A 13,828-nucleotide genomic window follows, 5' to 3' on the forward strand; every position below is an offset into this window, starting at 1 on the left:
CCTAACCTCAGGCCACCGAAATACTGTCACCCGGTTTGATCGTGCCGCTGCTGGTGGCTTCCAGATAAACCCCCATAAAAAGGTGGTTCATCCCCTTGCGCAGCAAAAGCGGCACATTGATATCGGATTGCGCGGTATCGGGGTTGATCGAGGTGGCCTTGCAGCGGGTAATGGGGTGGATCATGCGAAAGGAAACATCGCCAATGGTGATTTTTTGGTTTTCGTGCCATTCCAGTTCCGACCAGGCGGGCAGGCCATCCACCAAAAGGTTGCCGCGAAAGCGCATCGGGTCCACAGGCTGGCTGGCGATGCGGTCGCCAAAATCGCGGATCGAGTCGCGATTGAGCAGCGAAATATAAGGCTGTTCCATGTCGCCAAAATGGGTGCCGGGTACTGACATGATTTTAGGCGAACCGGCAATGTCGTTTTTCAGAAAGGCAGAGAGGAAATCCTCGATCACGGTGCGGCCCATCGCATCTTCGAGGTTGCCTTTGCAAATGGTGCGACCGTTGCGCGAAATAGCCAGGGTCGTGGTTTCATCGTTATAATCGATGCCCAGTTCGGCAAGTTTTGGCGTGTTAACCAGTTGCAGGAAATTGCTTTTGCGTGCCCAGCCATCCAGCCCGCCCTGACCAAGCGATGTACTGCTGGCCAGCACGTAGCGGCGATCATCCTGGATCATTGTTCCTGCATTGATGGTGGCCGTGTTTATTTCAACACCGCGAAGCCCCTTGACCGGATAGCGCATGATGGCGCCAAGTTCACCGTTTGCCATTTTATTTGCCTGTTTGTTGGTAAAGGGCCGTGGTGGCACGCCTTTATCGTCATTCTGATAGGGTTGACGTTAAAGACTGCATCCTTCTTCGGCAAGCCCGCAATTGTCCTGATTTTCAAGTGATACAATGTGCGGTGCCTGAGGGGAGGCTATTGGCAAAAGCATGGAAAATGCGTGTGGGGTTGTGTTAAAATAAATAATTGTTTCAGGTATTTGCCTGCTGTTTCGCCCGGTTGGATTTCTTAAAATCAGTGTAAATGCGAAAAACTTGCCTGTTTGTGAGAATGGGTACTTGCGCAGACAAAAGCTTGTCACATATCAAGGATGTTCCTGTGCTGTTCTTGTAAGATAAGGGCAGATGGGAGCACCATCATTGGCGCGGATGCTTCCAAGAAGGTCCGCAGAAATGTGCCTGTTGGCTCAAGGAGTGACAGATAATGGAATTCGAGAAATTTACCGACCGGTCCAAGGGATTTTTGCAGTCGGCCCAGTCGTTGGCTCTGCGCGAAAATCATCAGCAATTGGTTCCTATTCACCTGCTTAAAGTGCTGCTGGATGACGAGGAAGGCCTTGCGGCCAACCTGATCAAGGCACAGGGCGGGGATGCCAAGCGTGCGCTGGAACTTACCGAACAGGAACTGGCAAAGCTGCCAAAGGTAACGGGTGCGAATGCACAGGTTTACCTTTCCAGCGAATTTGCGCGTCTGGTAGACGAAGCACAAAAGGTCGCCAAAAAGGCCGGTGACAGCTATGTCACCGCGGAACGGCTGTTGCTGACTTTGGCGCTGGATGCCAAATCGGTGGCGGGCAAAGTGCTGGCGGATGCCGGTGTGACGGCGCAAAAGCTGAATACCGCGATTAACGATTTGCGCAAGGGCCGCACGGCAGACAGTTCCGGTGCGGAAAGCCAGTATGACGCCCTTAAAAAATACGCCCGCGACCTGACGGAAGCGGCCCGTGACGGTAAACTGGACCCGGTGATTGGCCGGGACGAGGAAATTCGCCGTGCGGTGCAGGTTCTTTCACGTCGCACCAAAAACAACCCGGTTTTGATCGGTGAGCCCGGTGTGGGTAAAACCGCCATTGCCGAAGGGTTGGCGCTGCGTATTGTGAAGGGGGATGTGCCCGAAACCCTGAAAAGCAAAAAGCTGCTGTCGCTGGATTTGGGGGCTCTGATTGCCGGTGCCAAATTCCGTGGCGAGTTTGAAGAACGCCTGAAAGCCGTTTTGTCCGAAATCGAAGCCGAAGCGGGCGAGGTGATCCTGTTTATTGATGAATTGCACACCCTGGTTGGGGCCGGTAAATCCGAAGGGTCGATGGATGCGTCGAACCTTTTGAAACCGAAACTGGCCCGTGGGGAACTGCATTGCGTCGGGGCCACCACGCTGGATGAATATCGCAAATATATCGAAAAGGATGCCGCCCTTGCACGGCGTTTTCAGCCGGTATTTGTCAGCGAGCCGACGGTGGAAGACACGGTTTCGATCCTGCGTGGGATCAAGGAAAAATACGAACTTCACCATGGGGTGCGTATTGCCGATAACGCGCTGGTCGCGGCAGCAACCCTGTCCAACCGCTATATCACCGACCGCTTTTTGCCTGACAAGGCCATCGATTTGATGGACGAGTCTGCATCTCGCCTACGCATGGAGCTGGATTCAAAGCCGGAAGAAATTGACGAACTGGACCGTCGGATCATTCAGCTGAAAATCGAACGCGAGGCCCTTAAAAAGGAAGAGGATGTTGCCTCCAGGGACCGGTTGGGTCGGCTGGACAAGGAACTTTCGGACCTTGAGGACAAATCTGCCGAGCTGACCGCGAAATGGGAAGCGCAGAAAAACGAACTGGCGGCATCAACCCATATCAAGGAACAGCTTGATCAGGCCCGCGGGGAACTGGAACGTGCGATGCGCGATGGTCACCTGGAGCGGGCCGGGCAGTTGCAATATCAGGAAATCCCGGCACTGGAACGCCTGCTGGTCAAGGCAGAGGAAGATCAGGCCAATACCGGCCTGAAAGACGAAGCCGTGACCGAAAAGCATATTGCCTCGGTGGTGTCGCGCTGGACGGGTATTCCGGTGGATAAAATGCTGGAAGGCGAGCGTGAAAAGCTGCTGGATATGGAAAATGTCCTGCGCAGACGTGTGGTTGGGCAGGATGATGCGGTACGTTCCATTTCCAATGCGGTGCGGCGTGCCCGTGCCGGGTTGCAGGACCCGAACCGGCCGATTGGCTCGTTCCTGTTCCTGGGGCCGACAGGCGTGGGTAAAACCGAACTGACCAAGGCTCTGGCACAGTTCCTGTTTGATGATGAACAGGCAATGGTGCGCATTGATATGTCCGAATTCATGGAAAAACATGCCGTGGCACGGCTGATTGGTGCCCCTCCCGGTTATGTTGGCTATGAAGAAGGCGGGTCATTGACCGAGGCTGTTCGTCGTCGCCCCTATCAGGTTGTGCTGTTTGACGAGGTGGAAAAAGCCCACCCGGATGTCTTTAACGTGTTGCTTCAGGTGCTTGATGAAGGCCGCCTGACGGACGGGCAGGGACGCACGGTGGATTTCCGCAATACGCTGATCATTCTGACCTCCAATCTGGGCTCTGAAATTTTGTCTAATCTGGGTGAAGGGCACGATACCAGTGAAGTGCGCAGCCAGGTGATGGAAGTGGTGCGGGGGTCCTTCCGGCCCGAATTCCTGAACCGGTTGGATGAAGTGTTGTTGTTCCATCGTTTGGAACGTGCCCAGATGGATTACATCGTTGATATCCAGTTGGGCCGCCTTGAGAAGCTGTTGGTGGATCGCAAGATCACGCTCAAGCTGGATGACTTCGCCAAAAGCTGGCTGGCCGATAAGGGCTATGACCCGGTTTATGGGGCCCGTCCGCTCAAGCGCGTGTTCCAGCGTTATTTGCAAAACCCGCTGGCGATGCAAATTTTGGAAGGTGGCGTGCGCGATGGCATGACGGTGCCTGTCTCGGCCGAAGGCGGCGTGTTGCTGCTTAATGGCAAGAAGGTTGAAGTGTCTGATTAACCCCACCATCCGGGTTTGCACCCCTGATTGGTCGTAATTGAAACACCCGGTATCTTTGGATGCCGGGTGTTTTTTGTACAAACATATTTTAGCCGCGAAGTTTGATCAGTTAGGGTAGACTTTATCGATCATTTCACCCAACCGGAGCCTGCTTTTATGTCCCTGTTTTCATCAAGAATTACGTGCGCGGCTTTTGTTATGGTTATGGGGGCCGGTGTTTTGGCAATCACGCCGTCGGCACAGGCGGAAAATTCGTTTTTTAATTCAGCCAAAAAGGCGCTGGGCACGGTTATGGGCGGCGAGGCATCATCGTCGGGGGATGCGACCGGTACGACTGGTACGAAAAACGGCAATCTTTCCGGTTTGTCGCAGGGGGTGGTGGACGATGGTTTGCGTCAGGCGCTTGATAAGGGCATTGGTGCGGTAACGGCGATGCTGGGCAAAAAGGATGGCTTTAATGCCGATCCTGTGGCGCATATCCCGCTGCCAGCCACGGTAAAACGCGCACAAACCCTGCTTTCCAAGGCCGGGATGGGCAGTTATGGCGATGAAATTGAACTGCGCATGAACCGTGCCGCGGAAAGTGCGATGGATAATGCTGGCGATATTCTGGTCGATGCGGTCAAGAAAATGACGGTCGCCGATGCCAAGGAAATTTTACAAGGGCCGGATGATGCCGCGACCCGATATTTGCAAAAAGTTTCCGGGACCCGTATTGCCGAGGATATGCGCCCGGTGATGAATGACGCGCTGTCTGATACCGGAGCCTTGCAGCTTTATGACCAGATGCTGGGCCAGTATGACAGCCTGCCAATGGTGCCCGACGTCAAAACATCTCTGACTGATTATGCCACCGATGCGGCGATGAAGGGGCTGTTTCATTACCTGGCCCAGCAGGAAGGCGAAATTCGCAACAATCCGGGGCAATGGACAACCGATGTTTTGAAAAAGGTATTTTCTGCCGCGCAGTGATATCTGCCATCAAACCTGCGGCAGTTTTTCCCAGCGGTTGCGCATTTCGCGCACATTGCGGTCTGGAATGTCATGGATGGATTTAAACTGGCCCTGGCATTCGATGATTTGAATCGTGATGCCCATATCCGATGCCATATCAAGATAGGGCTGCATTTCCCAGACCTGGCTGAAGGTGTTGGCGACCACAACATGGTGGCCGTCACGCAAATGGCGTAGGGTTTCGGTTTCGCAGCGTTTGTGGACCTCGCCCAGCCTTGCTCTGGAAAAACGGTAATTTCCCGTGTCATCCGTCATGAACATATCGGCTTCCAGCTGGATGTGGTTGTCGGCCTGGCAGAGACGGCGGGCCAGTGTCGATTTGCCCGAGCCGGGAAGCCCGCGCACCAGCGTGAGGGTGGGATGCGTGTTTTCTATCGTCATGCCGCCGGAACCAAGAGGAAATTTCAGGATGTTATCAGCTTTAACTTGGCAGAATATGTCGGCAAGTTCCAGTATGATATTGTTCTAAAACAGGCGGATGGATGGTTTTGATCTGGTGGTATTCGCAGTCAGTTTCCCAGCATTGACGGGGTGGTTTTATTGTCCATTCCCAAAACAATGGGTGATCCGACGGAGCGTAAATACTGCACCAGAGCGTTTGGCATCAAATCGTGACGGTAAAGAGCACGGACGGTTTCGTTGAAACGGGCCAACAGGTGATGACAGACGCTTTTGCGTGAAAACAGGGTATAAAGGGCCTCGCCATCAACTTCCAGCCGGTCAAATACCAGTTCGGGGAAGGTGCTTTGTTTTAGCATGTTGCGGGCGACGGCGTCGCTGGTTAGAAAATAGTCGGCCCGACCGGCACTGACCATGCGCAGGCCGTCATCGATTTCGGGAACCTCGAAAACGTCCAGTTGCTGTTTGGCAATGGCGGTGTCCACCATCTGGCCGTGGCTGTCGCCGCGCCGGATCAAACCGCGTTTGCGGCGTAAATCATTTAAGGTAATGTGGGCTTTGTTAAAGGTCTGGGCATGGATGGCGACGATCCGCTCATAACCAATGGGAATATTGCTGTAGCTGGCCCAGGACTGGCGTTCTTCGGTGCGGTAGGCGGCCGTGATGAGGTCGACATGGCCATCTTTGGCTTCCTGTAACAGGCGGGCCCACGGCATTTGTATCAGTTCAATATCGACATTCATGTAGGCAAAGGCGCGTTTGGTAACCTCTACCGAGGCACCCGCTTCCCGGCCATCTGCGGTTTGATAGGAAAAAGGCGGATAATAGCTATAACCGGCCTTGATATGCTGGCAGGTCTGCTGGGCGCGAACCGGGGATGAGAGAAGAAACAGCAGGCAACAGGCAAGGAAAAATAGGAAAAAACCGGCGCATGACAGTGCTGGCAAGGTGGAGATTCCCGCCTGCCTGTGGGTATGAGACCCTTGATTGCGATGTGAGTTTTCCATTTCCTGATTATGAATTTACGCCATGTTTCGCGCAATCAGTACGATAGTATGTTGCCGGTATTTTTCTATTTGGGGAGGCAATGATGCGGATACAAGTATGGCAATCGGCGTAGTGTGCCGATCTAAAGCAATGTCTCTTTAGCGCACAAACCAGATTTCTTTGACAGATACCTGGCTTGTGCGTTTGTGGATGGGTTTCTTAATTTTGGCGTTTGCGCTGATAAAGCGCTTTCATGCGTTGTTCATAGGCCGCGCGAATTTTATGGCGGCGAATTTTCATCGATGGCGTCAGCATTTCGTTTTCGATGCTAAAGGCGCTGTCGGCAAAGGTAAAACTGCGCACTTTTTCAATGGTGGAAAGGCGGGTATTGACTCGGTCTACGGCCTTTCGGATCAGTTTGCGGAAGTCTTCATTTTCCGAAAGGATTTCGATTTTGTTTTCCACCCCGTTCGCGCGGGCAAATTCGCGCATCACGTCTTCTTCGGGCCAGAGAATGGCAACCAGATAGGGCTGGTCATCGCCGTACACCATTGCCTGCGCAATTTCGGTTTCAAGGGTGAGCAAGCCTTCGATCCGTTGGGGGGAGATATTATCGCCGCCGGAATTGACGATAATGTCCTTCTTGCGGTCCGTGATCATCAGGTTGCCTTCATCATCCAACTGGCCGATATCGCCGGTATGAAGCCAGCCATCAATAATGGTTTGGGCGGTGGTTTCGGGCAGGTTCCAGTAACCCTGCATCAGGCTTTCGCCGCGCAAAAGAATTTCGCCGTCCGGGGCGATTTTGCATTCAACACCCAGCATGGGCGGGCCAACGGTGCGCAATTTGTTGTTTTCCGCCCGGTTGCACGACACCACAGGGCTGAATTCGGTTTGGCCGTAGCCCTGCAAAATGCGCAGGCCACACGATACAAACAACACACCCAGTTCATAATTCAGCGGCCCCCCGCCAGAAACCATCGCCTTGAGGCGACCGCCAAACCGCTGGCGCAGTTTGCGGCGTAGCAGCAGTTCACACACCAGATTTTGGACCCATTCGATCGGGTTCAAGCGCTCCCCTTCATATTTTTTACGGCCCAGACGCAGCGTCAGATTAAACAGCTTGAGCTTGAAGCCACCTTCCTTTTCCAGGGTGCGGCTCATGCGTTGATACAGCATTTCATAAAGGCGGGGCACCGCCGTCATGATGGTTGGGCGAACTTCGGCCAGGTTGGCCGCCAGTTTATCGAGACTTTCGGCATAGTAAATTTGCGCGCCCAGGCTGATGGGAAAATACAGCCCGGCGGTATGCTCGTAAGAATGCGACAGCGGCAGGAAGGACAGGAATATTTCCTCATCAAGCCCCAGGGCATCGATAATGTCGAATGCTCCGGCGCAATTGTTAATAATCGCCCCGTGACTGAGCATCACGCCCTTGGGTGCGCCGCCGGTGCCCGATGTATAAATCAGGCTGGCGGTATCGCTGCGTTTGATATTGGCAACCCAGGCATCCACATCGTCATCCAGGGCCTCGCCCTGGGCAATCATGTCATCCCATTTGGAAATGGTGATGCCGCCCACAAAATTTTGCCCCCAATCCTCTATCGTGATGGCGTGGCGGCACCGCCCGGAATCCAGCGCACCATGCAAAAAGGGCTTTGCCAGTTTTTTGGTGGAAATAATCGCCAGGCTGGCACCGGAATCCTCGATGATATGTAAATGGTCGCGTTCGGTATTGGTGGAATAGGCCGGGGCGGTTAACCCGCCCACACACATGATCGCCAGATCGGCAATGCCCCACTCGGTACGGTTTTCCGACAGCAAAATAACCCGATCCCCGGGCCGAACGCCCAATTTGTAGAGGGAGCGGGCAAGGGCGCGGACCTGGCGGGCAGCTTCGCGCCAGGTGGTGGGGACAAATTCATCCGTCTCGGCTGATTTGGTCCACCAAAGGGGTTTGTCACTATTTTTCGCGGCCAGGTCGAAAAACATCGAAGGCAAGTTCTGCCAACGGGCATAATCCTGCAAATTCGTCATGGCGTTTCCCTGTTATTGTTTTCATATATATAAGCTTTACGGCGCATGTGCCAATGGCCGCAAGATCAACTGTTTTGATCTTTTTGTCCGCTCGCGCTGGCGATGAAAATATCTTTGTCTTATATCGCAGCAAAGACTTTTATGTTCCGAACGATCTGGAGGACCAATGAACGCGATAAACAAGAACCTGCCGACCTGGGATCTGAGTGATCTTTATGCGGATGCCAAAGACCCGGCCATTCGCCGTGATCTCGACGATGCCAAACAGCGTTCGGAGGCATTCCAGAAGGAATATCAGGGCAAACTTGCCAGCCTTTCTGGCGATGCGCTGGCCGGTGCCATTGCCGAATATGAAAGCATCTCGGAAATTTGCGGCCGAATTGGCTCGTTTGCGGGCCTTCTTCATGCCGGTGACGGCAGCGACCCGGCCATTGGCCAGTTTTATCAGGGTGTTCGCGAACAACTCACCACGATTTCCAGCTTTACCCTGTTTTTCGGGCTGGAGCTGAACCGGATCGAGGAAGCGGCCCTGCAGGCGAAATATGATGAAAGTGCCGATTTGGCGCGTTATCGCCCGTGGCTTGATGAAAATCGGTCTTTCCGCCCGCACCAGCTTTCCGATGAAGTCGAACAGGTTTTGCATGAGCGCGAAGTGGCCGGATCAGGCGCGTGGATCCGCCTGTTTGACCAGACGATGGCCGAATTGCGCTTTCCCATCAATGGTCAGGACCTGACGATGTCTGAGGCGGCCAATATGCTGTCCTCGACCAAGGTGGAAGACCGCAAGGTTGCCGCGAAATCCATTGGCGATGTGTTGGGCAAAAATATCAAATTGCTTTCGCACATCACCAACACCCTTGCCAAAGACAAAGAAATTGATGACCGCCTGCGCAGTTTTGCCACTCCGGTTAGTGCGCGCAACCTGTCCAACCAGGTGGAAGACGATGTGGTCGAGGCCCTGTGCGAAGCCGTGACGTCGTCCTATGGTGATTTGTCGCACCGTTATTACAAGCTGAAAGCCAAATGGTTTGGTGTTGATCAGCTTGATTACTGGGACCGGAACGCACCGCTGCCCGAAGATGATGACCGTGAAATTGCCTGGGACACGGCCCGTGATACCGTGCTGAAGGCCTATGGAGAATTTTCTGGCGACCTTGCCGCGATTGGCAAACGGTTTTTTGATAACCCGTGGATTGATGTGCCGCCGCGCGCGGGCAAGGCATCGGGCGCGTTTGCGCATCCGACCGTGCCGTCGGCACATCCTTATCTGTTGCTAAATTATCATGGCAAAACCCGCGATGTGATGACGCTGGCGCACGAACTGGGTCACGGCGTGCACCAGATCTTGGCGGGCGAACAGGGCTATTTCCTGTCTGATACGCCACTCACTTTGGCGGAAACCGCATCGGTCTTTGGCGAAATGCTGACCTTCCAGTCGATGCTACGCGCCGAAAGCGACCCGAAGATGCGCCGCATCATGCTGGCAGGCAAGGTTGAGGATATGCTCAACACCGTGGTGCGCCAGATTGCGTTTTTCGAGTTTGAAAAACGTGTCCATGCCAAACGCCGAGAAGCGGAATTGACGGTGGATGAGATCTGCGAGATCTGGCTGGACGTACAAAAGGAAAGTCTGGGTGATGCGATCCGTTATGACGAGGAATATAAATATTACTGGTCATATATCCCGCATTTCATCCATTCGCCGTTTTATGTTTACGCCTATGCCTTTGGCGATTGCCTGGTGAATTCGCTTTATGACGTGTACCAGCATTCCGAAGAAGGGTTTCAGCAGAAATATTTTGACCTGCTGAAAGCCGGCGGCACCAAGCGTCATCAGGAATTGCTGGCACCGTTTGGGCTGGATGCGTCGGACCCGGCCTTCTGGCAGCGCGGGCTTAACATGATCAAGCGCCTGATTGACGAACTGGAGGAACTTTCCTGATATGAGCGATGATAACGACGACGATTTTCGCCAATCCGAAGATAATCGTTTTGGTGGGCGGGTGCGTCGTTATGCCCGCGTCGGTGCGTCTGCCGGGAAACTGGCGACGCGCCTTGCGGTAGGAAAGGTTTTCGGCGGCGAGGTTGATCATGGTCGATACGCTGCCGATTTAACCGCCGCCTTGGGCGGGCTGAAAGGCCCGCTGATGAAGGTGGCGCAAATTCTGTCCACCATCCCCGATGCTTTGCCGCGCGACTATGCCGATGCGCTGGCAGGCCTGCAGGCCGATGCCCCGCCCATGGGCTGGTTGTTTGTCAAACGCCGGATGCGCACCGAACTGGGCGCGGGCTGGCAGGAGAAATTTGCCGATTTTGGCAAGGATGCCGCAGCTGCCGCCTCATTGGGGCAGGTGCATAAGGCAACCCTGCCCGATGGTCGCGATGTAGCGTGTAAACTGCAATATCCCGATATGGCCGCAACGGTTGAGGCCGATTTAAAACAGCTTCGCGCTGCCTTTGCCATTTACCGGCGTTATGACAGCGCGATTGATGCGGAAAACATCCAGCTGGAGCTGGCCGCGCGCCTGCGTGAAGAGCTGGATTATGAACGTGAAGCGCGGCAAATGGCGCTTTATGGGCATATGTTGCGCGATGAAGCCCATGTGCATGTGCCCGAACCGGTCATGGATCTGACAAGCCGCCGCCTTTTGACCATGACCTGGCTTCAGGGCGGTAAATTGCAGGCCTTTGTTGATCGTAACCCGACTGAGGCGGAACGCAACCAGGTGGCACTGAACATGTTTCGGGCCTGGTATGTGCCGTTCTATAAATATGGTGTCATTCACGGTGACCCGCATTTGGGCAATTATTCCCTGCGTGATGACCTAAGCGTCAATTTGCTGGATTTTGGCTGTATCCGCGTGTTCCAGCCGGGTTTTGTCGAGGCGGTGATTTCGCTGTATCATGCCCTGCGCGATAATGACCGGGATCGGGCGGTGGCGGCCTATGAAAGCTGGGGCTTTACCAACCTTTCAAATGAACTGATCGATGTGCTGAACATCTGGGCAGGGTTTGTGTATGGGCCGTTGCTTGATGACCGCGAACGCAAGATGGAAGAAAGTAATTCGGTGGCCTATGGCGCGGAAGTGGCGGGCAAGGTGCATGCGGAATTGCGCCGTTTGGGTGGTGTAAAGCCGCCGCGCGAATTTGTGCTGGTGGACCGGGCGGCTGTGGGGCTGGGGTCGGTGTTTTTACGGCTGGATGCCAAGGTGAACTGGTACCGGATTTTCCATGATCTGGTGCAAGATTTTGATGTTGCCAAATTGGCACAAAACCAGAATGAAGCCCTTGAAAAGGTGGGGCTGGAACGCCCTGAATAACTGGCAGGAATAAAGCCAATAGTACGGGGCCGGATCGTTATGATCCGGCCCCGCCGGTTTTATCAACCAAAGCCGGGACCTATTTGCCAGAAACGGTCGGCAGGTCCGGGCTGATGCCATTAAAAATGTGGCTGATTTTCAGACCGTTGGGCGACTTGAAAGTGTTATGGCAACCAAAGCAGCCCGAGCTTTGCTCGAAGGTTTCCATTGAGGTATTGGCCAGCATGGGCGAGCCGGTAATGGCCTTTGCCGTGCTTTTTTCGGGAATGCTGCCATCGCTGGTCCAGACGGCACCGCTCAGGAAGTAATACTGGCGCGGGTCGGTGGGGCTTTGGGCCTTCAGGTGGCGTTTGACATCGCGGTTGAGCGAGATGATCTGTGTGGTTTGCGAAACGGCATTAGTTTCGGTGGTGCTTGATACCTGTTTGATGCCCCACGGGTTCAGGCGGGTCACATTGGATGGCGCGATGGGATCATTGCCATCGGCGCTGACAATGTCGCTTTTGGCGACGCAACCGGTGGGCATTGTGGAATCATCGCAGCCCTTGGCATATTCGGTGACGGTATCGACAATGTCGCCATCGGAATAAATCCAGCCGGTTTTGGTTTTTGGGTCCGATGCCGCGACGACTTTGTTTTTGTCGTTCATGTAATAATAAACGCCATTGGGCGCGTTGTTTTCATGCTCGATGGTGGCCCAGATCATTTCCGGGTGGCCCTTGACCGTCCCGACAACGTGCATGCCAACCAGCGCCATTTCACGGGTTGCAGAGTCTTTGACTATCCAGTGGTTGGGGTCGGAGCGGTCATAGATCGGAATTTGCAGGTTTTGCCGGATATATTTGTTTTTGCTGCCGGTGGGCAGGGATGCGGCCTCGACCCAGCTTGTTTTAACCTCGACCGCCAGTGACAGAAAATCGACAGCCGGTTCGATTTGCGGAATGATCGATGAACCCTGGGCCGGCGCGGTTGGTTCTGCTGTTGCCATCATTGCTGTATCATTGCTGTTTTTCGGACATAGTTTCTTTTCGATAATGGTCGGGATCAGGCCCTTTTCAACATAGTTGTTTTGTTCGGCATATTTCAAAATGGCGCAGGTTTCCGCCGCCGTGGTGGGGAATTGCGATGCCAGCGGGGTGCCCTTGGTCTTGCCTGACAACAGGTTTTTATAAAGGCTCAGGAAATAGCCATATTGCCGGTTTGTATGGATGCCGTAATAGGTCAGCGAGGATTGTTTGCCTGTTTCGGCTGGGGGTTGTGTCAGTAACACGCCATTGCCACCTGCCTGGCCGATGCTTTCGTCTTCGTCATTTTTGGCGGCGCGCAGGCTGATGGCCAGATTGTCGCCCTGAACGCTTTCGCCTTGCTTAAGCAGTTTTGTGTGGTCGCTTGACAGGCGATAGAAAAATTCGGTGTTGAAAACAAAGGGCAGGGTCGCCGGGTATTGCGGTTCGGCGGGCTGTTTGCCGACGTCATCAATGGTTGAGGTCATCCACAGAAACATCTGGGCACCCCATTTGTAAAAGTCGCAGTGATTGGCGGTTTTGTCGGCAAAATCCGGGCCATTGACCGGAAAGATATAGGGCATTCCGCTGGTTTCGTCATAAACCGGGCTGGTCAGGCCAAATAGCGGTAATGTGATCCAGGTTTGAAATTCTTTGCTGCTCAGGCTGCATTGGCTTTTATCAACATCGCCGGGAAAATAGGTTTGCGCGCTGGCGGATGATGCGCCAGCAAGAACCGAAAGACTCCAGATGGCGAGGGTTGCCCCTGCCAGATGTAAAAGGCGTTTTTTCTGTCTCATGATCTGTCCCCGTTCTAAAAAAATCCCTGATTTCGGAAAGGAATCCGGATTTGTTGGACGGCATGCGCGACAGCTTGTGACGCCAGAAACGCTGGCGACGATTCGCAAACGGTATTTCTGCAATGGGTATTTTTTCCCGTTTGTGCCTGCAAACAGTGCTCTAAGAACCACTTTGATGTGATGTTTCCCGAAATAAATTTCCCGGACTGACTGCGAGCTTTCCCCAAGAAAGCATTGGTTTATGGTGCTTTAATTTGGCAGGGGTGAAAACCCTAAGGTGTATTGTTGTTGTATTATTGCCGTAAAGGGTTCTATGCTGGATGTAGGAAAGTGAGGGAAAACAGCAGGTTGATTGTTTTCATCCGGGAATGACACCTATTCCACACAGATAAAGATGTGTGTGGTTTTTCGCACATGAAAGAAAATCGTTATTGTAAACCATAAATAAGTTAACTGGTGT

General features: G+C 53.7%; 9 protein-coding genes. 4 read left to right on the top strand and 5 right to left on the bottom strand.

Annotated elements, in window-relative coordinates:
• Positions 1-7: 7 nt before the first annotated feature.
• Positions 8-775, bottom strand: coding sequence for an MOSC domain-containing protein (locus LF95_RS16685; RefSeq protein ID WP_073956107.1), 768 nt, complete (start codon positions 773-775; stop codon positions 8-10).
• Positions 776-1,212: 437 nt separating this feature from the next.
• Between LF95_RS16685 and clpB the strand changes: the two genes are divergently transcribed.
• Positions 1,213-3,807: an ATP-dependent chaperone ClpB gene (clpB, locus tag LF95_RS16690; RefSeq protein WP_073956108.1), complete on the top strand. Its 2,595-nt coding sequence runs from the start codon at positions 1,213-1,215 to the stop codon at positions 3,805-3,807.
• Positions 3,808-3,963: 156 nt separating this feature from the next.
• Complete coding sequence (locus LF95_RS16695) at positions 3,964-4,779, top strand: DUF4197 domain-containing protein (RefSeq protein ID WP_083607740.1); 816 nt, start codon at positions 3,964-3,966, stop codon at positions 4,777-4,779.
• Positions 4,780-4,788: 9 nt separating this feature from the next.
• Here LF95_RS16695 and LF95_RS16700 read toward each other — a convergent pair whose 3' ends face one another.
• The 3 genes from LF95_RS16700 to LF95_RS16710 form a co-directional block, all read right to left on the bottom strand.
• Positions 4,789-5,202, bottom strand: coding sequence for an ATP-binding protein (locus tag LF95_RS16700; protein ID WP_073956109.1), 414 nt, complete (start codon positions 5,200-5,202; stop codon positions 4,789-4,791).
• Positions 5,203-5,330: 128 nt separating this feature from the next.
• On the bottom strand, positions 5,331-6,167 hold the full coding sequence (locus LF95_RS16705) for a substrate-binding periplasmic protein (RefSeq protein ID WP_168173720.1): 837 nt from the start codon (positions 6,165-6,167) through the stop codon (positions 5,331-5,333).
• 259 nt (positions 6,168-6,426) lie between these two features.
• Complete coding sequence (locus LF95_RS16710) at positions 6,427-8,244, bottom strand: AMP-dependent synthetase/ligase (RefSeq protein WP_073956111.1); 1,818 nt, start codon at positions 8,242-8,244, stop codon at positions 6,427-6,429.
• A gap of 166 nt (positions 8,245-8,410) precedes the next feature.
• Between LF95_RS16710 and LF95_RS16715 the strand changes: the two genes are divergently transcribed.
• The gene (locus tag LF95_RS16715; RefSeq protein WP_073956112.1) at positions 8,411-10,186 is read left to right on the top strand and encodes a M3 family oligoendopeptidase; all 1,776 of its coding nucleotides are present in this window, start codon (positions 8,411-8,413) and stop codon (positions 10,184-10,186) included.
• A 1-nt stretch (position 10,187) separates the two neighbouring features.
• A complete protein-coding gene (locus LF95_RS16720; RefSeq protein WP_073956113.1) occupies positions 10,188-11,564 on the top strand; it encodes an ABC1 kinase family protein in 1,377 nt (458 codons plus the stop codon).
• A 79-nt stretch (positions 11,565-11,643) separates the two neighbouring features.
• Here LF95_RS16720 and LF95_RS16725 read toward each other — a convergent pair whose 3' ends face one another.
• A complete protein-coding gene (locus tag LF95_RS16725) occupies positions 11,644-13,368 on the bottom strand; it encodes a hypothetical protein (protein ID WP_073956114.1) in 1,725 nt (574 codons plus the stop codon).
• Positions 13,369-13,828: the final 460 nt, after the last annotated feature.

Source organism: Thalassospira sp. TSL5-1 (assembly GCF_001907695.1).
Classification (GTDB): domain Bacteria; phylum Pseudomonadota; class Alphaproteobacteria; order Rhodospirillales; family Thalassospiraceae; genus Thalassospira.